A 20,624-nucleotide genomic window follows, 5' to 3' on the forward strand; every position below is an offset into this window, starting at 1 on the left:
ATGACTTAAAGAGCGCCACGGATCGACAAGATCCAACAAAAGAGTGGGCCGTTAGCTCAGTTGGTAGAGCAACTGACTTTTAATCAGTGGGTCGCAGGTTCGAATCCTGCACGGCTCACCACTTTTTTAATTATCCATCCTTGCTACAAAGTGATCAAAGAAGCACCGTAGCATTCATTGTATGTAGGGATCTGATTTCAGCCGAAAGAAAATAGTGGATCGTTCGTCCGTTCACCGCTTGGGAATGGACTCATCCTGAACACCTGCGAAACGAGTATTCAGCCTAAGAAGCCCCCTTTTGCTTAAAGTGATCTGCAAGGCGAATCGATAGGGACATCATCATAAGTGTTGGATTTGCGTGTCCCGTCGTTGGCATAACGGAACCGCCGGCAGCATAAAGTCCCTCAATATCTCGAATTCTCAAATCAGTTGTAACGACCCCTTCCCTTGGTGACAGTGACATTCGCGTGGTCCCCATGGTGTGCCCGACATCAAACATATCCGCCTGATCCGGCTTTCCATTGCGCAGCCACTCGGAAACCTGAGGGGGTGGTAAGCCGCATTTCTTGAACTCGGATACAAAGTTCTTCCCCATTTGAAGCAGTGTGTGGCGCTCTTCAAAACCGGTCGACCAGTTTACCTTGGGTAGGTGTTGTCCCAGTTGATCTTGACGATCTGAAAGCACGACTCTGTTTTCAGGATTGGGCGCTTGTTCGATTATTGCATGGGCCACGATGCCATCCAGCTTGTGTGGGAGCCCTCGATAACGAAATTCGCGGACAGAGGAATTTGGAAAGAGTGCATCAGCAGCTTCGGCGATCTGATTGCGAACGGATTTGGGGAGCTTTCCGCTATTCAGTGCTTTCATTCCAGCGGCCTTAAGAGCAAAAACCGGGCTTCGCGCCACAACCATCACGTCTTGCAATCTGGATTGGCTCTTGCCGCCCAATAACCGCCCTAACGCACTGACCGGATCTTCCTGAGAACGTTCCTCCAGAAAAAAGATAGCGCCGTTTAACAGCTTTTCGGTTCGCTGAATTGCCGGGGAGGTTGCAAGCCCACTAGAGTACATATGCGTGCGCCCATCTGTGGGGAGGCCAAAAAAGCCAAATCGCTGCGTCATTCTCTGTGCGTCGGAGGCGTCAAAATAACCGAGTTCCGCCTGCAGATGGTCACAAAGATAGCGTCCGACCAAGTCGAAACGGTTGCCCAAGCCATTTGGGTGAACATCGTTGGACACCAGTAGCAACCTTGCGTTTTCGATTGCTCCTGCCGACAGGACGCATTTTTCCGCATGGATTGTAACATTACGGATTTCTGGCGACAGCGTTGCAAAACTCACGCTTTCGAAACGGGTTCCGGTAGTGTCGACGTTTATCTTAGTTGCAGTAGCGTTGAGCAGAACACGCACGTTTTTGGCGGTCAAATTGGCGAATTCGCTCCCCATTCGCAAAAGGTCGAGAGGGTTTTCTCGGCCACGCGAAAACTGCCAGAAACAATCCTCGAATACCGCCGGGTCGATTGAAGGTTGCGCCGGAGTCGTCCCTAAAAGCTCCCACAAAGCAGAGTTGTATACCTGTGGACCAAGGTTAAGTATTTGTCCGGCTCGCTCGATATATGGTGCAAGCTCGCGCTGTGAAATCGGCCAACCCGAGCCGATAACCCATTCCCGCTGCTGATAGTCGATTTCGCTGAAAGCTGCAGACTTCCCAGCCCACGCCAATGTGGACCCACCGAGGCCGCGACACCGGACGCCGAATGGCTGGCTGTCTTGATCCCAATGAGTCGCCAGACCTGAATTGAATTTGGCCCGAGCTTGGGATCGAACTCCATCGGGCATGTCCACGGTGTTGAGCGCTGAATGTTCAGGTGTTTCTTGTTGCAGACCGCTTTCAGCCACGACCACATTTAGACCTGACCCGATCAACTCTCGGGCAATGGTCAAACCGCAGGCTCCGCCGCCGACGATCAGTACGTCTGTTCGAATCACCTGTTCATGCGGTACTTCTTGGAGTTGAATAATTTCCATATTGTTGTGTCGGAGCGCTTTTTATCTGGCGCGATTGGAAAAAATTACTTGGTGAATTTTGCGAGTAAATTAGAGATGAATATTGGAAACATCTTTTTAGCGATCTGTAAACCTTCGCACGGCCATCTGAAAACAGGGACAGGGGGACGGTCGCGTGCAGCGTTTGGGATTTAGAGAGTGGTTGGCAGCGGGAACAGCGATCGCTCGGGGTGATCTGCTTCGAAACTCTGGGTCTGGCCAATACTGTCGCCGTTTTGAGCAACGATTGTCCGAACTGACCGGTGCGAAACAAACGCTGATGGTTAACAGCGGAACCTCGGCCCTTACCGTGGCCCTTGCATCTTTGGGTGTCGGGCCCGGTGATGAGGTGCTGGTTCCCGCATATACATGGATGGCAAGCGCGGCGGCAGTCGTCCACGTTGGGGCGGTGCCAATTCTGGTCGAAATTGATGAGACGCTGGCGATTGATCCAAAGGACATAGAAAACAAAATTTCACCCTACACACGGGCGATTTTGCCGGTGCACATGAGCAACCGCCCGTGCAACATGGACGCAATACTTAAAACCGCGAAGAAACACGGTTTATTGGTTGTAGAGGATGCGTGCCAGGCCGTCGGGATAAAGTACAGGGGTCAGTACTGCGGAGCAATTGGCGACGCTGGCGCCTTCAGTTTCAATCAGCACAAAAACATAACCATCGGCGAAAGCGGCGCAGTTTTGTTAAGCAGCGATCACGACTACTTTCGTGCGTTTAACTACCACGACATCGGGATTTCCTATCGGAATGATGCGTTTACCGAACCCTCTCCTTTGTTCATTGGGCTGAATCTGCGGGCAAACGAGATTTCTGGTGCCATGATGAATACGCAACTGTCTAAACTGCACCGCGTTATCTCACGTATGAAGAAGCGATACGAGGTGGTGACAGAAGCACTAGAAAAAGGTCGCTTCCCCCTCACTCCACAAAATGACCCCGAGAATGCACTTGGTGTCGTCGTTACATTTGATACGGAAAACGAAGCCGAGGCTTTTGCCGAACGCCGCGGGGTTAGTCGTGTTTTTGACAGCACTAAACACGTTTATTCAAACTGGGATCCGATCCTGGAAAAAAGGACCTTCCATCCAAAGGTCGATCCTTGGGCATGGGCGCAACGGCCGATCGAATATGCTCCGGACATGTGCCCGCGAACACTGGATATTTTGCGGCGCAGTTGCCGGGTCGGGATTGGAGAGAGATATCCACTCGCATTGGTGAAAATGGTCGCGCGCGATTTTTCCAAGGGATAATTTCATGCGCCTCGGACTTTGGTTTGCGCGATTGTGAAAGTTGGTATCTAGATTGAAAGGGGCCCAGAGTTGACGCGCAAAGCACCGTCCTGCCGCCCGAACTGATGTGCAGTCGACATCCAAAAAGGTCTCGAGACGTCAAAAACTGTCCTTCTTCACATCTGAAAGAAACGTTCTGCTTCCAATGATTTAGGGAAACAGCATCTATTCGCAAATGCGGCAGCAGTCTTATGTCGAAACTTGATCTGTTTTGCGACCACGTCAAAAAATCGTAGAGTCGTCAAAATATAATCGAATAGTGATTGATATGCGTGTGCGTCTAATGCCCCGGTAAAAGGTTCTTTATGGATAACAATGTAAAAAGTCCGCGCAGGTATGTTCCGCTAGACTACTCGTTTCGCTTCAAACGCAACAAGTCTACCGGCCTACCGTTTTTTCTCGATAATCTTGGCGATGATTTGCTGTTGGTTCTGTTGGCATTCGTGCCATTTTCATCGGATCCAATCAGCGTCGCCCTAGCCATTTTTTTCTTCCACATTTCTTTCTGGACCGTCTACGAGATCGGCTACTTCGAAAACGACGCGGTGTCGGCAAGCCTTGAACATGAAGCCAAGGTAACGCCTGGCTTTGACAGGGCCGCGACGTACTTCTCCGAACGCCAAGCTTGGTTGTGGGCGGTGGCGTTTGCGGCGCCTGGGGCATTGCTGGCTGCGTGGGTTACAGAACCCGAAGCAACCGGGCTATTTGTACTCTTATACCTGCTTACTTGGATCACTTTACTGGGTTGTCTTCGGGCGGTCTATTATGCGTACAACCGTATCGATAAGTTGAGCCGCGTATGGGTCTATTTACCCTTACAGATCCTGAAATACGGGTTTCCGTTGCTGTTCTTTTACCTGCCTGCTGCGGGCGCAGCCCTCATATTTGCGCAATGCCTGCGCCGTTGGGTGCCATACATCGTGTACCGATACGGACGCAGTGGCCTTGTAGGACTTCCGTCTAAAGTGTTGCGAATACTCTCGTTCGTGTCGATCTGGCTATTGTTGTTGCCATCCAATCTGAGCGAAAGCTACCTTATTCACGGGGGCATTATTCTGGGGTGGCTCTGCTTGCGAGGGTTCAAGCAAACAAGAAAAGTGGTACGTGAGATGCAGCATGTACAGCACGACAAATGGTCGTCTTCAGGCGGTATGGACAGTTAATGGTGATGCAGCGTCCCCTTTACGAAACTGCTTCTCCTGAACAGCTCACACATGCCATGGAAAAAGCTGCGGGCAAGCTGCTGATCGTCGATTTCGATGAGACACTTTGGTTGCGCAATTCTACCGAGTGCTTTCTGGCCCATGCGCGTCCTGCTCCTTTGGCAGCGGCAATCTTGCGCGGTCTTGATTTGACACGCCCGTGGAGGGTCATTGGCGGGCGGCGACGGGCGCGAGACTATCGTGATTGGCTTCGTGTGATGGCCATCGCGACGTTGATGCCATGGACCCTTCGCAGTTGGGCACGCATCGCTCCCAAGCTTGGTCGCACTTTCGCCAACACAGCACTTGAGGACCTAATAGGCAAGGCTCGGCCGGCGCGGTTAGTCGTTTTCTCAAATGGTTATGAAGCTATTATCGCGCCCTTACTGCAATGCTACCCCGGAACCCGACCTGAGCTTGCAGCAGCTTCCTTAAGATCCGGCTGGAAGTGGCGCCGCGCAGGCAAGCTTGCGAATGCCGAAGCGTATTTTGATGCTGGACAATTGGATGATGCCACAGTGGTGACGGACCACGAAGATGACGCCGAACTGTTGGCACGGGTAAGTAACGGTCTGCTGTGCGTCTGGCCTGACGCCCGATACGAAAAGGCCTTTGCCAAACGTTAGCGGCCTCTATTAAGCAGCAGATGTTGGGTGATGCACAAATTCAATGGATCTGGTCCAGCGGCCGTTTGATGCGCACGTCAACCCCAACCGACACGCGTTTGCTATTTGTCTTTTTGCACAGGGGTGATCGAAGGTATTGCCCAAGCGTCATGTCGATGAGCCTTTGGCGTCGCCATTGTATGTGGCTTCGTGTGAGTGATTCTGCCTAAGAGTGTTTCGAATTTAGAAACATAACACTAGGGTGGTTTCAAACTGTTACCGATTTTGTTTGTGTCGTCTAATCGAGTTGCGTTTATTGAAGGTAGCGCTGTCAACGCGGCGTCTGTGTTAATTCTGAGGCTGTAATTGCAGACTTCAATTTACTGTCGCACCAACAAATTTAGCATGTAACAGCGTTGGTAACAAAGAACTTCAAGTTGTTACGGTTCATTTTGAATGATTGTCGAGGCACCCATACCCATCTGAAGATCCACTGCGTCAAAAAGTACTAGCATTGCAATTTGAATTTCGCCCGGTGGTGTATGACACTGGAATTGTCTACGTTTGTGCAACCTTCGTGGCGACATGCGTCAATTTTTTAATGAGTTTGAGGTGCACTGGAGAATGGCGGACAAAATCAACATTGCCGTTGTTGGCCTGGGTAAAATGGGCTTGTCACACTATGCCATAGCCAATGTGCATCCGATGGCCAATGCGGTAGCCTGTGATGATTCCAGATTCATCAGCGATGTGCTGAAAAAGAACGCGCAAGTTACAATTCACAGTGACTACGCAAAGATGCTTGCCACTCAGGATTTGGATGCGGTCGTCATTGCGACCCCGTCACGTCTGCATGCGTCCATGGCCTACGCCGCCCTAGAAAAAGGTTTGCACGTCTTTTGCGAAAAGCCGTTTTGCCTTAACTGGCAGGATAGCCTCCGTTTGGCGGAGTTGGCGAAAGACAAGGGCGTCGTCACGCAGGTTGGCTATCACTACAGATATGTTGGCGCGTTCCAGGAAGTCAGGAGAATCCTGAATTCCGGAGCACTGGGTAATATCACACACGTGCAGGCCGAAGCTTATGGACCCGTCGTACTGCGTCATCGGCGTAGCACATGGCGCACTGACAATTCCGAAGGCGGCGGCTGCCTTTATGATTATGCGGCTCACCCTTTGAACCTTTTGAACTGGTTCTTTGGTACTCCAACGCAGGTTTCCGGCTCAGTTCTCACGCGCGTTTTCTCAGAAGATGCAGATGATCAGGTGATGTCGACCCTACGATGGGATAATGGACCCACGGCACAGCTTTCAGTCAACTGGTCTGACGAGAGCCATCGAAAAATGTCGACGAAGATCACAATGATTGGAACCAATGGACGCCTTTTCGCTGACCGTCAGGAGTGTCAGCTTTATCTGCGAAATGCTGATCCTGAATTGCCGACTTATACCAAAGGCTGGAACGTCAGATATACGACAGATCTTACGGACGACGTGTGGTTCTATCTGCGAGGCGAAGAATACTCAGCCCAGCTTGATGGATTTATCACCGCTGTGGCCCAAGGAAAACCAGACCTCATTTTAAACGATTTTGCTTCTGCCACCGAAACCGACAAAACTATGTCGATGATATTGTCCAATGCCGACACCGGTATGCCTGTTGGTGAAGCCCCGATCGTCACGCAGCCCGCGCCCGCGAAAAGGCGTGGATGGTTTCGTCTTTAAGGAGTGCATGACGTGGATAAGTTGCTTTTCGGCGATAATCAGTTTTTTGGCGTCAACCACATGTCCGAAGAAAAAGCGCGGGCGCAAGCGATGCGTTTTCAGAGAACTGACGCGATTATGGACGTTCTGGATGTTGCCTATGATGTGGGTATTCGCACTTTCATGTGTACGACCCACGATCAGATTTCAGAAGTGGCTGATCGTGTTCGGGCCGATCCCGTTCGTTACAGCGATTTCCAGTTCTACCCCTGTATGCCCTACGCGCATAAATACGCCAACGCCGTAACTGACCACGGTATGTTGGGGGCCATAAGACACCTCATGCCTAATGATGGTCTGTTTGCAACCGCGCTTGCGGGGACAAAAGCCCTAGCATCAAAAGAAATGGATGGCATCGCCAGGGCAATGATTGATATGGAGATGAAAATGTTCACGGGAGCAAAAACTCCTGTTGTTTTCATACAGAACGTCTTTGCTGATTTGTTGATTGGCGTGGGGTTCCATCGGGCTTTCCGAATTTTCCACGATCACATCCAAGAGAAATACGGCGCCGAGCCTGCTTACATCACAATGAACATGCCCCTGCTTCTTGATATACTGGAAAAGCAGGGCATTGAACGCCCAATAATCTGTTCGAATATCAACAAGATCGGCTTCCGTATGTCTGGCGGATTTGATGCCTATCTTGACGCATTGAAATCCGGACGTGTGCGGGCTGTCGCTATGTCTGTTTATGCCTCTGGGGCGATCCCCGCAGATGAAGCAATCCACTGGATATCAGAGCTCCCGGGCGTTGAATCGATTGTGTTCGGGGCTTCAAGTGCGGGAAATATTCGTGGGACGAAGGCGTTGGTTGACAAATACATTGGCGGGCGACGCAATGCATGAATTGAGCCCGTCAAGCTACTCGGCCGTTCCGACACTCCTGATGTCCTTATTGTCAAACTTTTGCAAACAATAAGGCATGCCCGATACAATTGCGTTTTTTGGATCCGGGAGCATGCATATCTATTGGTTTGGCCGAAATCCGATGCGCATTGCTTTGCGCGCTGACGTCGTGATTTTCAACCATAGTGCAGGTGTTAAAACCGGTCTAAGGGCCAGAGCGCTAAGCGCCGATGATTCCTGACTAATCTTGAAAAGCCAGAAACAAACGGTGACCAGCTGTTTCATATGCCTCATTTTTCACAGATCAACGAAACCGATACTTAGGTTTGATTGGCGACCTAAGAGTCTACCTAGTCAGGAAAAATGGCTTTGGGTGACGTTCCATCTATGCTACCAAATTCGTGTTTGTTCATTGTTTTGAATGTTGTTATGCCCGATCAGGTTTTTCCAAAGAGCGTCAAGCTTTCGTGCCGAGGTTGCGGCAAAGGTTTAGCCGAAACATTTGTCGATCTAGGCGCCACGCCGCTGGCGAATTCGTATGTAGATCCGTCCAGAGTTCTCGAGCCAGAGCCATTTTATTCGCTTCATGCATATGTTTGCCCACACTGTTGGCTGGTCCAGTTGCCAGCTGTCGAACAGCGCGAAACCATATTCAATGAGGATTACGCTTATTTCTCGTCCTTCTCGTCGACGATTCTGAGTCACGCAAAAGGCTATGTCGCCGAGATGACCGAACGATTTGGGATCGGCCCGGAACACCGGGTTGTCGAGATCGCAAGCAACGATGGCTATCTGCTTCAGTATTTTCACGCAAATGGCGTGCCTACGCTGGGGATCGAGCCATCGGCAGGAGTCGCAAAGGTCGCGCGCGAAAACGGTTTGCCAACGGAAATTCGCTTTTTCGGCCGTGAAACTGGTAAGTGGCTGCAAAGCGAAGGCCTGCAGGCTAAACTTCTCCACGGTGCAAATGTACTGGCCCATGTCCCGGACATTGACGATTTTGTGAGCGGCTTCCATCCCGCCCTGGCAGAGGGTGGGGTGCTTACAATGGAGTTCCCGCATCTGCTGAATCTGATCGAAAAGAACTATTACGACACGATCTATCACGAGCATTATTCCTACCTCTCATTGATTGCAGTTCGGGAGATTTTTGAACGCCACAAGCTCAAGATCTTCGAGGTGCAAGAGATCGCGCCACAAGGTGGGTCGTTGAGAGTGTTCGCCTGCCGTGCGGAGGACGTGGATACCCATCATCCGGTGTTGCCATCCGTGGCCGAACTTGAAGTTCGCGAAGTGGCTGAGGGATTAACGTCGCTCAATCGATACCGAGATTACGCGAAACAGGTTCACAAAACAAAGCGGGATCTGTTGAGGTTCCTGATGGACGCGCAGGAAGCTGGAAAATTCGTCGTCGGGTACGGAGCACCCGCCAAGGGAAACACCCTTTTGAACTTTTGTGGCGTCAAGACGGATCTTCTTGAGTACACCGTAGACGTGAGCACTGCCAAAATGGGCAAGTTGCTGCCAGGAACACGTATTCCGATCCACGCGCCCGATAAGATTTTCGAGACTCGGCCCGATTATGTGCTGATCCTTCCGTGGAACATCAAAGAAGAGATCATGGACTCGATGAAGGGCATAGTCGAATGGGGCGGAAGATTTGTTGTTCCATTGCCCGAAGTAAAGGTCTTAGAGTAGTGATGATGGCGGATCGCACGAATACCCCCGTCGGGGAGTTGCTTCATTCTCAGCTCGTTCGCCTATATCCAATATGCCGTTCAATCACGGGCCCAGGTGTACGCGAAACGCTTTCGCTGATAGGCGAGCATATTCCACTTTCCGTCACCGAGGTCCCGTCAGGCGAACCCGTTCTGGATTGGCATGTCCCAAAGGAATGGACCATTCGCGACGCTTGGGTTGCTGATGCCTCCGGGAACAGGGTGATCGATTTCCAAAAGCACAATCTGCATATCGTAAGCTATAGTCGTCCGGTGCACACCCGTATGTCACTGTCGGAACTGAAGCCACACCTGCATTCGGATCCTTCGAATCCCGAATGGATTCCCTATAGAACCGGGTACTACGCGGAGAACTGGGGTTTTTGTCTGCCACACCGTGATCTTGAGGCTATGCAGGAAGGGGAATATGAGGTCGTCGTGGACGCGACGCTTGAGGACGGATCTCTCACCTACGCTGAGTGTGTCATACCAGGGCAAACGAAGGATGAAATTCTACTGTCGGTCCACATTTGCCATCCCTCTTTGGCTAATGACAACCTATCATCGATTGTGGTTGCGACTGAACTTGCACGTCGACTATTGGAAGGGCCGCAGCCGCAGCACACAATCCGTGTTCTGTTTATCCCCGCCACAATTGGCTCGATCACTTGGCTCGCGCGCAACACTGCAACCGTTGACCGGGTCAAGCATGGTCTGGTGCTGGCAAACCTTGGCGATCCGGGGGCGTTTCACTACAAGAAAAGCCGCCGAGATGACACAGAAATCAACCGGGCAGTCAGATTGGTGATTCAGGATCAACCGGATCACAAAATGCTGGAATTCGAACCCTATGGTTATGACGAAAGGCAGTTTTGTTCGCCGGGCTTTGACATGCCAATGGGCTGTTTTTCCCGAACGCCATATGCCAGTTTCCCAGAGTATCATACCTCGGCGGACAATCCCGAATTCGTCAGACCGGAAGCGTTGGAAGACTCGTTGACTAGGTTGGAGAAGGTAATCGATATCCTTGAGCGTGACAAAAAGTTCATGAACCTCAACCCGAAAGGGGAACCGATGCTTGGACGACGTGGCTTGTATGACGCGATTGGTGGCAGATCGGATTCCAAGGAGCAGCAGATGGCGTTGCTTTGGGTGCTGAACTATTCGGATGGGGATCACAGTCTTTTGGATATCGCTGAGCGATCTCAACTTGGGTTTGATCGTGTGGCGCGTGCGGCTGAAATTTTGCTGCAACATGGCTTGCTGGTAGTCGCGTCATGAGGTTGGCTCGATTTGAGTCGCAAGTTGCCTTGGTTACAGGGGCAAGCGGTGGAATCGGCGGCGCAATTTCCGAGGCTTTAGTGGCCGAAGGTGCCGAAGTTCATGCATTGTCGCGTAAAACGAAACAGAGTGACCGACTTATCTGGCATAAAGTTGACCTCTCTGACGACGGGGCGATGGAAGCTGCTGCCGACAAAATTTCATCCACTATCGATGAGCTTGATATACTTGTTCACGCCGCTGGCGACTTTGCCATGGGCACCGTTGCGCGTGCGCCGATCACGGAATTAGACCGGATGTGGAGAATAAATATGCGCGCGCCTTGGGTTCTGACGAAGGCGTTATCGCGCGCGCTATCAGCCCGACATGGATCGGTAGTATTTTTGAACTCATCGATTTGGAACAACGCCCGAGGTGGCACCGGCGCCTATTCAGCCAGCAAATACGCGCTCAAAGCCTTTGCCGACGCCTTGCGTGATGAGTTGAACCCGGTCGGCGTCCGTGTCTTAAGCGTCTTTCCTGGGCGAACGGCAAGTGCCATGCAGCAAGGTATTTTCGCAGAAGAGAACCGAGCTTATAATCCAGACCTTCTACTGCAGCCGGATGACATATCGCAGATTGTGCTGCAGTCTTTGTTGTCGGCAAACACAGCGGAAGTGACCGACATTCATGTGCGCCCGGCTAAAAAGCTCTAGCCGTCCAGGTAAAAAACCAAGCTGCAACAATGCAACTTGGATAGTTGCAGCATTCACTCCGTTTGACTTGGCGGGGTCGCAAGTTGAATTCACTTAACAATCTTTTGCTTCATCCACTGCGGTGCATGCTAAGATCTAAATGAAATTTTTCTTCGGTGAATCAAGTTGAATACAGTCGACACCAACCCAGGTCTCCGTTTGGTTTCAAGACTTCGAACCAGAAAGAATTTGCCTGCAGTAAGCAGCGTTGTGTTCATCGCGAGATTCAAAGTTCCGTATCACCAATCATTGAGTTTGCAGAGAGAAGCCTCGTGAAAACCGCTCAAGAAGTTGTGTTCACCGATTTGGAATATATCGCTTCCAAGCTTGGACCAGAATTTGAAACCATGTCAGGCCGAAGCCTTTTGATTATCGGAGGGGCAGGCTTTTTGGGGTATTATTTGGTGCAATCCGTGGTCCATTGGAACAACGTTTCGGGTCAAGCACCGATCAAGATAACAGTGTTTGACAATTACATGCGCGGCGTACCGGATTGGCTGAAGTCCATACAGGATGATGACAACCTAGCACTGGTAACCCATGACATTACGGAACCGTTGCCGGATGACATGGCCGATTTCGATTACATCATCCACGCGGCCTCGATCGCTTCGCCAATCTATTACCGCCAACACGCGCTGAAGACGATGGACGCCAATGTCGGTGGATTGCGGTATATGTTGGACTACGCTTTGGCGCAGCATTCAAAGGAAAAACCGATCAAAGGGTTTCTCTTTTTTTCAACATCCGAAATCTACGGTGATCCAACCCCCGAAAACATTCCAACTCCGGAAACGTACCGGGGAAATGTGTCGTGCACTGGCCCGCGAGCTTGCTATGACGAGTCCAAGCGATACGGCGAAACGCTTTGCGTAGTGTTCGCCCAACAACACGATCTGCCGATAACGATAGCGCGTCCGTTCAATAACTACGGCCCAGGCCTGAAAATTTCGGACCGCCGAGTGCTGCCGGATTTTGCCCGCGATATCTTTGCTGAACGCGATATCGTGATGTTCAGCGATGGCGCGCCCACTCGGACATTTTGCTATGTCGCGGATGCCGTCTGCGGTTACTACAAGATTCTGTTGAACGGAAAGCCGGGCGAAGCCTACAACATTGGTATTGAAGACCCCGAAATCTCTATGGCTAATTTGGCCGAGCGTGTTATCGCAATTGCCCGCGACGAATTTGGCTATCAGGGCAAAGCGGTTTTTCAAGTCTCGGAAGACAAAGACTACCTTGTCGACAATCCCAATCGTCGCTGCCCGGTCATCGCTAAAGCCCGGTCCGATATTGGCTACGACCCTGAGATCGGAGTGGACGAGGGGCTGCGTCGCGCAATGATTTGGTACAGCGGCAATCGAGACGCAGAGGATATGTGATGCGTGTATCAGTCATAGGAACGGGATATGTTGGGTTGGTCTCGGGCGCTTGTCTGGCAATGAAGGGTCACGACGTGGTCTGTGTCGATAAGGTTCAGCAGAAAATAGGTCAGATCAACGCCTGCACGCCACCTATTCACGAAGACGGGTTGGCAGATCTCTTGTGCCAGACTGTAGGCCAAACGCTGCACGGAACGACAGATCTGCGCGATGCGGTTTTGAATTCGGACATTTCGCTGATTGCTGTTGGCACGCCGTTCGATGGCAACGAAATCGACCTGAGGTATATCCGCGACGTGTCGCGCCAGATTGGTGAGGTAATCAAGGACAAGGATGCCTATCACGTCGTAGTGGTAAAAAGCACAGTCGTTCCGGGAACAACCGACACGGTTGTCACGCCAATTCTGGAGGAGGCTTCGGGCAAAAGAGCGGGCCAAGATTTCGGTATTGGCATGAACCCTGAGTTTCTCAAAGAGGGCGAAGCCATCACGGACTTCATGCATCCTGACCGCATCGTTATCGGCGGAGGTGATGACCGTGCGATAGCCGCGATGGACGAGCTTTACTCCGTTTTTCCTAATGTTGATATCGTAAGGACAAACCCTGCTACCGCGGAAATGATAAAATACACCGCGAACTCTTTGTTGGCGACTTTGATCTCATTCTCGAATGAGATCGGAAATCTCTGCGCCAAAGTGGGAGTTGATGTAGTCGAGGCGATGGAGGGTATGCATCTGGACAAACGGTTTACTCCTATCCTACCGGAGAACGCGGAGCGCATCTGGCCCGGTTTCATAACTTATCTGGCGGCCGGTTGCGGTTTTGGTGGCAGCTGTTTCCCCAAAGATGTAAAGGCGCTGATTGCGTATGGAGAAAACGCCGGATCTCCGATGCCTTTGCTGAATGCAGTAATGCAGACCAATAATAACCAACCCGGCCAGATGCTGGACCGATTGAAATCTCATTTCCCTGACCTTCGCGGCAAGCGGATTGCTGTCTTGGGCCTGGCTTTTAAACCGGGAACTGATGATATCCGAGAAAGCCCAGCTTTGACCATTGTCCACAAGTTACTGACCGAACAGGCTGAGGTCGTCGCCTATGATCCGGTTGCGCGCCACGAAGCTGAAGCTCATTTTAGCGACTCAATTGCTTATGAGGACGAACTGAGCCGGGCGATCGAAGGTGCGGACGCGTTGATGATAGTGACCCGATGGCCCGAGTTTTCAAAATTGCCCGAATTGGTCAAAACGTTTGTCCCACAACCGCTGGTCATCGACGGACGTCGGATGATCCCGAAAGACAGTGTCGCGAATTACGAAGGAATTGGGCTGCAGGGTTTGGTGTGCTGATCGCCCAAACGTCCGAAGGCGACCTGGCCGGACAAACGATCCAGAGAGAGTGGAGAGCGCAAGAGGGTTCCCAAGGGAATATGGCCGTACTTATTGCCTAGAACGCAAAGTGGTCCACAGTTTGGATCGTGAATAAACGCCCGAAACTGCTTGGCTTGAAGTCGTTTTAGGAAATCGTTTCGAGGTCGGGCTGTTCTGGCTGGCTTATACCTAGCTGTCGGGACATGTCATTCAGGCGACTGTGGCGATCTATCATGGCCACGGTTTCCGGCAGATCCAAATACTCTAATACACTGGCCCAGCGGTGCACCCAGTCGTGCCTTTGCAGCGAATTGGCGAAGTTTATTTTCCGCCTACGATGTTGTTCAGCCGGGTTGTCCAGCAACGCCAGAAGGCTTTCCAAGGCCTCGTCCGAGTCTTCAGGCAAACGGAACACTGCTTCGGGCCAATCAAAGTACTGATAGTAGTCAGGTGTTTCTGGCGCGTATCCAACCTGAACTGCACCGCCCGCCATTCCTTCGATTTGTCGGGGGCCCCATGCGAGATGTCCTGAGCATTGGTCCTTGTGGCCAAATTTTGCGATGTCTACTACGAAAAGTTTACTGTGTTGGATGATACTGGCCAGTAGTTCGCGGTGCGCGGATTGCTGCTCGGTGACCGGAGGTTTAGTCGCCGTGTCGTACAGGTAGAAGCCGCCACGGGCTTTCATTGCTTTTACCAGCTTCTCATGCAGCTCTGGACGCCTTCTACCCATTGAATAGACGTCAACAGGCCTTTCAACACGTGACGCAGCCGGTGCAAATCGCACCATGTCTACAGCTGCAGGCATTTGGATAACGGGCTTACCCGTCAAGCGGTGTAATAGTTCGCAGGTTTCGGCAAACGCGCAGGTTATCAGATCAAATTCGGACAAGGATTTAATCAAAGGGGAATAAAGAGCGACGTCAGCAGCCCAGACCTCTTCGAGAACGCAGATTGCTACACCCGTTCTTTCGCGCCAATTCGGGATGGCATCCAAGGCAAGCAGCTCAATTGGTTTTTGAACATTGCAAACAAAGACATCATAGTCTTTTTCAAGCCGTGTCTTCGGCACGCCAGATGTCCAATATTTGAAAAGACCCGTATGTTTCGACAGCCATCTTTTGGGATTAACCTGAACGCGCGTTTGTTGGGCGCGGGCTGGCATCAAGATATCCGCGCCCTCAACCTGAGCGACCACATCTTCGAATTCGTACCCAGAGCAGCGTGAAATACCTGTGTTCAACTTGCGTTGAGAGAAAATCAAGACATCTCGTCGGGCTTGTTTGAAATTCATAGAACTCGTCAACCTAATACTCCTACTAAACACAAAATTAACAAATCTCTCACCCGTCCGAAACGACGCTCAATGACGAGTGATCGTCCATACTGTACCGCAGGGAGCAATGGGTGTCTGGCATAAGTGAAACCACTTGAAGCATTGTGCAGCCCGAGGGCAGGTGGCACTAAAGTGATTTATATCGCACCCAATCACCGGGATGCGCGCCACGACCAATACCCAGCCGGTGTCTGTCTCCATTCTGCCCCGACACATCGTCCCGAGCGCCATTTTTTTCTTCCCAAGTCGCCCACGGACGGTTCCCGCTTTTCCACATTTCTTCTAACCGTCTTTTGTCTGCTAGGTGGTCCATGCAGTACCAGAAACCGGAATGGCGATAGGCCATCAATTCGCCCAGCTCCATCAATTTAGGAAGAGGCCCCTCTTCCCACATGATGTCGTCGCCATTGACGCTTGCAACCGCGTCGAAAACTTCGGGTTCGAGCACGAAGAAGCCGCCATTGATCCAGTCAGTCGCTACTTCTGGTTTTTCCATGAAACCTTCCACAAGCCCATCTTCGCGCACCTGAAGGTGACCGAAGGTCGTTAGCGGCCGGACCATGGTTATGGTTGCCAATTTGCCATGAGATTTGTGGAAAGCCAATAACGCGTCCAGATCAACATTCGAAACCCCGTCGCCGTAAGTCAGCATGAACGTGTCATTGCCAAGGTAAGGTTGCAAACGGGCCAGCCGACCCCCGGTCATCGTTTCGGTGCCCGTGTCAATAAGATCGACAGTCCAGGGCGGCATCTGGGTGTCTATGGCCGAATTCCGATACTCTGGCTCGCCAAACAGTTCGCGCTTGGCGAAATCGACGCGCAGATTTCCGTCATGCTGACAAAGATCCGATATGTACTGTTTGATCAGATCGCCCATGTACCCCAGGGCCAGTACGAAATCGTGATGACCATAGGTCGAATAGTGCTGCATGATGTGCCACAAGATAGGGCGGTTCGCGATCTCAACCAAAGGCTTGGGACGAACGCGTGTTTCTTCGATTAGGCGCGAGCCCTTGCCGCCTGCAAAAATAGCTGTTTTCATGTGGGTCTCCCACCGAATAGGAACTCGTTAAGGCTTAAAAAGATAATGCCTAAATTCCATACCACTCAGCCGTAGCTGTCAATCTCGCTTGGATCCAAATATTGCTGAAATGGTTGTCGTTAAAGAAACGGTCGCAGGAAATCGCAGGTTTTGGTCCGCCCACATAAACCGAAACTAATGCGCGGCGGCATAGTTCGCCCGCGCCGAGGCCCTAAGCGCTTTCGCGACAAGGTTCATCTTTGTGGTGTATGCAACGAAGAAAATCCAGCTGGCGCTCATCCTTTCCATCACCATGCTCTCAGTGATGTTTGAGAAGATGAACACCATCCCCAAAATGAAAACGAAGACTATGGGTTCACGGTCCGGGATGAAGCGTAGCCCATAAAACATCGAGAAGAAAAAGCGAAACAACCCTAGAAGCAAAAGAGAAATTCCCACAAAACCCACATTAAGAAATGTTTCAAGCAACCCATTGTGGGAATAGTGGGGCAGGAAGCCCAAATTGGCCTTGCTCGAATACACACTCAGGTGCGAAGCATTTTCATACCAGTGGGCGGCATATCCGTAGCCGACCCAGAACCGATCCATAATATTGGGCCAGACCAATTCCCAAATTGGAATCCGGGCCGACAACGTGGGCTTTCGTCCGATCAGTGAAAACAGAGGCTCTGCAAGTGTCGAGGCAAGTACAAATGCGACCATGCCTACAAAGATCATTGAGAACAGTATGTATCCCATACCCCAAATTGTCTCCATTCGAGGCATAATTTTGCTAACATACAGCGCTGTCACAGAGAACAGGGCGATGATCTGAGATGACCGTGATTCTGAGGCAATCAATAGGAATAGTCCCAAAATTGCCGTTGCAACAAAGACAGTCTTTAGTTTGCCAGTGAATTGTCCAGATGCATAGGAACACGTTAGCAACGCGAACATCCCCGCAGTTCCCAGGCCGTTCTTATGCAGGAAAATCCCGTTCCATGTATTCCCCCACGGTGGAATGCCTCGTGCTTGGGGCAAGGCTATGATGGCCACCATAGCCAGCAAAATCACGATGCCATAGAACGTCGCCAAAAACAAAAGCAATCCCCGTAAGGACATAACACTGGCCAGCACTAGTCCAAGCGCGGTTGTTACGACCAATGGAACCGCGCGCTCGAAAGAATGTCTGGGGAAGTCGCTCCAAAGCACTGAAAAAAATGCAAAAATAACTAGCAGTGTGATTTCGGGGGATGAAACCGCACCGCGGATAAGGTGCCGAAAATACAATAGGGTGATCGTAAGTACAGGAACTAGCAGTAGAACTCCGATTTTGTTTGCGATGCCTTTCTGCCAGAACACGATTGCCAGAAAGTGAGTGCCAATCACCACCAGAACACACAGGCAAAAAGCAAGCACAAGGTGGTTAAACGATGTTCCTGCGTGATATTGATACGGTAAGCTGCGGGTAACAGGTTTCATGGCAAAAACTGGTCGACGAAAGAGACGTTCACAAAAAAGGATCACTTAGCAGAAGAGGGCTGCTGAAGCCACAAAACCGTACAAAGATGGCGGACGCTTGTCTACAAGCACCGCTTCGCTGCACGGTCGTAGGCTCAGATATCGTTCCCATAGACAATAGTGACCAGTTAATCCCAAATGTAAGATTAAAAAATTCGGATGTTATACACTCAGATCACGCATAGGGTATTGCGACGAACGGTCCGCGTTTGTCGTTCACGATTACCGGTCCAACGATTTGTGCCGATTCAATTCTCCTGGTTGCTCCGAAATGGGCGATTGTATCTAGCTATGTTTAAAGTTTTTTTCTTGTAAGGCGTTCTGAAATGACGTGGTTTTTTGTCCCTCGAGTTCTGTCTGCGGTTTTTGCGATAGCCATTTTGATGGTTATGACGAAAGTTTTGGGCCCGGCAGAGTTTGGACGATACAACTTAACACTTTTGGTCGGAACGATCCTGTTTTCATTTTCGTTTTTGTGGCTGGTTATTGCGATCGCCCGGTTTCATCACGCCAAGGAGTTTGAGGGTAGGACAATTGCCACCGTTATGGGGGCATCGGTTGTGCTGGCATTTATTCTTGTGGTTTTGTCCAGCCTCGTAACGCTGGTCTTGCCCGGAGAATGGGTCGAAAACCTAAAATTTGCGGCGATTTTTTGTATCAGCCACGGGATGCATGAGCTTGGGGCAGCTTGCCTGCGCCAGTATCACGAAGGTCCAAAATATGCTGCGGTGACTTTGTTGCGACACGCATTAGGGGTCGCGCTGGCGGTTGGCTTTATCCTGAACGGAGGGGGCTACGAAAGTGCCGTGATTGGAATGTCGATTGGGGCTTCTGTGACCGGAGGTTACGCATTGCTCATCGCGTTTCGGCGTTCAGGCATCGTTGTTCCCAAATTAGCCGAATTGAAAACATACCTCTCATTCGGCTTCCCTTTGGCCATTGTGTCCTCCAGCGCAACATTCTTCGCGATGTTTTCTCAGTCGATATTGGCGATTTTGGCGGGGATGGAGGCTGTTGGATACTTCGCCGCTGCACAATCCCTTGCGGCACGGACACTTCGCCTGCCAATGGGAACGCTGTCACGTGTGATTGGCCCATCGGTCTTCGAGGCCCAAGAAGTTCAGGGGAAAGCCTCGTCAGATGCGGTTCTCTACCGGTACTTCTCGTTTTTGATGCTGATCTCAATGCCGATCCTTGCCGTGTTGATATTTTCGGCGGACGTTTTTGCCAATCTTCTGTTCGAGCCTGCCTTTGCAGACCAGACCGCCGGATACATTCGTATCCTGACGCTCTCATCATTTGTGTTTGGATTACAGGGTGCCTACCTTAGTTTCGCGTTTACACGATCAAAGAAGACGGTCCTGCAGCTGATTATCTCGGTGACAACGCTGCTTGGTCATGCGGTGATATCGTATCTGTTCATATATTGGCTGGGCGCAAAAGGAGCGGCTTATGCATTTCTTGTGAGTGCAATTCTGAGCTTTCTGGTCTATTTTCAATACGGGCGTCGGATTGACCGTATCAGCATCCCGTTGGCAGAATTTGGCAAAGCACTTGCGGGCTTAGTTGCATTTGCGCCCTTAGGGTTGTGGGCGAACGCATCGACGGGCTTGATGCAGCAATTTGCGATCTTGGCCCTTGGCCTGACGATAATGTTCGTTGCATTACTGTATGTCGGCCAGACCGCCGCATTGGCTGTCGTGCGAAAGCTAAAGCGGCGCTTGCTGATCGGTGGATTTCCTTCGTCCAAGTAGCTCAATCCCAGCGGCAGGTGGACACCCTAAAGTAGACTGGGTGTTGCAATTCTGGCATTTTTTTGCCGAGTGGATTTGGTTTCTTCGTCAGACCTGTCGCAGTCAGGGCGCGTCAATACTATGTAGGCGATCGATGGCAATCGAGTGCGTGTCGCCTTTCTGTGTTCGACCAAAAAGACGTCGCGACAGCAACAACACTGGGGTTGCCTTAAAAAGACCACAAATTGGACTGAGCATCGATAAGTACCGGCTAAATGACAAACACTGAGAGCAAACACTGAACATGGTCATTGTTTACTTACTGTCCGGACCTTTGGTCGCCGCATTTTGTTTTGTGGCGTTCATCCTCAACGGCATGGGGGTCAGTTCAGCCTTGCTTTTTGGTTTTTTGATCGGGATGTGCACTCCTCTTCTGATCATGGGGCTCAAAATCTTGTGGGGGAGCAAGCTGCGCTTGAAACTTGCAGGTAAGCTCCCTTTGAAATCCGGCAGCTAGCCAAAATTGCCGGAACGTGCCGACTTGGTGGTGAATTCACATTTATTTGCCGCCTCGTCCCTGCTGCTTTAGGAGATAGCAACGCAGGGAAGGGCATGGTGGACCTGTGAACAATTTTTGTGCGATTGCGTATTCGCGGGCTCAGCCTCAGCAACAAAAAAGTTGTTTCACGTTGCCTTTAGTGCGATGCTCGTCGCCAGGGCAATTCCGGTACGGTTTTTTGTGCGAATCGGAGTAA

General features: G+C 51.1%; 16 protein-coding genes and 1 tRNA gene. 13 read left to right on the forward strand and 4 right to left on the reverse strand.

The window, feature by feature from the left end:
- The first annotated feature begins 45 nt into the window (after positions 1-45).
- Positions 46-121, forward strand: a tRNA-Lys gene (locus tag AC2FLJ_RS09460).
- Between the two features lie 162 nt (positions 122-283).
- Here AC2FLJ_RS09460 and AC2FLJ_RS09465 read toward each other — a convergent pair.
- Positions 284-2,029, reverse strand: a complete 1,746-nt coding sequence (locus AC2FLJ_RS09465; RefSeq protein ID WP_496705466.1) for a GMC oxidoreductase — start codon at positions 2,027-2,029, stop codon at positions 284-286.
- Positions 2,030-2,183: 154 nt separating this feature from the next.
- On the opposite strand from AC2FLJ_RS09465, the gene AC2FLJ_RS09470 reads away from it, so the two are divergent.
- The 10 genes from AC2FLJ_RS09470 (at position 2,184) to AC2FLJ_RS09515 (ending at position 14,237) form a co-directional block, all read left to right on the forward strand.
- Positions 2,184-3,317 (forward strand): aminotransferase class I/II-fold pyridoxal phosphate-dependent enzyme, encoded by a 1,134-nt coding sequence (locus tag AC2FLJ_RS09470; protein ID WP_496705468.1) that lies wholly within the window; start codon positions 2,184-2,186, stop codon positions 3,315-3,317.
- Positions 3,318-3,661: 344 nt separating this feature from the next.
- Entirely contained in the window at positions 3,662-4,519 is an 858-nt protein-coding gene (locus AC2FLJ_RS09475; RefSeq protein WP_496697412.1) for a hypothetical protein, read from the forward strand.
- A gap of 5 nt (positions 4,520-4,524) precedes the next feature.
- The gene (locus AC2FLJ_RS09480) at positions 4,525-5,184 is read left to right on the forward strand and encodes a hypothetical protein (RefSeq protein WP_496697410.1); all 660 of its coding nucleotides are present in this window, start codon (positions 4,525-4,527) and stop codon (positions 5,182-5,184) included.
- Between the two features lie 603 nt (positions 5,185-5,787).
- Positions 5,788-6,885, forward strand: coding sequence for a Gfo/Idh/MocA family protein (locus AC2FLJ_RS09485; protein WP_496697409.1), 1,098 nt, complete (start codon positions 5,788-5,790; stop codon positions 6,883-6,885).
- A 12-nt stretch (positions 6,886-6,897) separates the two neighbouring features.
- Positions 6,898-7,773 carry a hypothetical protein gene (locus tag AC2FLJ_RS09490; RefSeq protein ID WP_496705471.1) on the forward strand — a complete coding sequence of 292 codons (876 nt, stop codon included), beginning with the start codon at positions 6,898-6,900 and terminating at the stop codon, positions 7,771-7,773.
- 429 nt (positions 7,774-8,202) lie between these two features.
- Positions 8,203-9,471 (forward strand): class I SAM-dependent methyltransferase, encoded by a 1,269-nt coding sequence (locus AC2FLJ_RS09495; protein ID WP_282170092.1) that lies wholly within the window; start codon positions 8,203-8,205, stop codon positions 9,469-9,471.
- 5 nt (positions 9,472-9,476) lie between these two features.
- Positions 9,477-10,772: a DUF4910 domain-containing protein gene (locus AC2FLJ_RS09500; protein ID WP_496705473.1), complete on the forward strand. Its 1,296-nt coding sequence runs from the start codon at positions 9,477-9,479 to the stop codon at positions 10,770-10,772.
- A complete protein-coding gene (locus AC2FLJ_RS09505) occupies positions 10,769-11,467 on the forward strand; it encodes an SDR family NAD(P)-dependent oxidoreductase (RefSeq protein ID WP_496697401.1) in 699 nt (232 codons plus the stop codon). The genes AC2FLJ_RS09500 and AC2FLJ_RS09505 overlap by 4 nt, the downstream gene beginning before the upstream one ends.
- Positions 11,468-11,778: 311 nt before the next feature.
- Entirely contained in the window at positions 11,779-12,888 is a 1,110-nt protein-coding gene (locus AC2FLJ_RS09510; protein ID WP_282170095.1) for an NAD-dependent epimerase/dehydratase family protein, read from the forward strand.
- A complete protein-coding gene (locus AC2FLJ_RS09515; protein ID WP_496697399.1) occupies positions 12,888-14,237 on the forward strand; it encodes a UDP-glucose dehydrogenase family protein in 1,350 nt (449 codons plus the stop codon). Before AC2FLJ_RS09510 ends, AC2FLJ_RS09515 begins: the two co-directional genes overlap by 1 nt.
- Before the next feature lie 166 nt (positions 14,238-14,403).
- Here the strand turns inward: AC2FLJ_RS09515 and AC2FLJ_RS09520 are convergent, their stop codons facing one another.
- The 3 genes from AC2FLJ_RS09520 to AC2FLJ_RS09530 form a co-directional block, all read right to left on the reverse strand.
- Positions 14,404-15,552, reverse strand: coding sequence for a glycosyltransferase family protein (locus tag AC2FLJ_RS09520; protein WP_496697397.1), 1,149 nt, complete (start codon positions 15,550-15,552; stop codon positions 14,404-14,406).
- Positions 15,553-15,721: 169 nt separating this feature from the next.
- On the reverse strand, positions 15,722-16,636 hold the full coding sequence (locus AC2FLJ_RS09525; protein WP_282170098.1) for a sugar phosphate nucleotidyltransferase: 915 nt from the start codon (positions 16,634-16,636) through the stop codon (positions 15,722-15,724).
- Positions 16,637-16,810: 174 nt separating this feature from the next.
- On the reverse strand, positions 16,811-18,097 hold the full coding sequence (locus AC2FLJ_RS09530; protein WP_282170099.1) for an O-antigen ligase family protein: 1,287 nt from the start codon (positions 18,095-18,097) through the stop codon (positions 16,811-16,813).
- Positions 18,098-18,462: 365 nt separating this feature from the next.
- On the opposite strand from AC2FLJ_RS09530, the gene AC2FLJ_RS09535 reads away from it, so the two are divergent.
- A complete protein-coding gene (locus AC2FLJ_RS09535; RefSeq protein ID WP_496697394.1) occupies positions 18,463-19,890 on the forward strand; it encodes an oligosaccharide flippase family protein in 1,428 nt (475 codons plus the stop codon).
- Between the two features lie 283 nt (positions 19,891-20,173).
- A complete protein-coding gene (locus tag AC2FLJ_RS09540; RefSeq protein WP_496697392.1) occupies positions 20,174-20,386 on the forward strand; it encodes a hypothetical protein in 213 nt (70 codons plus the stop codon).
- Positions 20,387-20,624 lie beyond the last annotated feature (238 nt).

The sequence above is a fragment of the Ruegeria sp. CDSA034 genome (assembly GCF_059612275.1).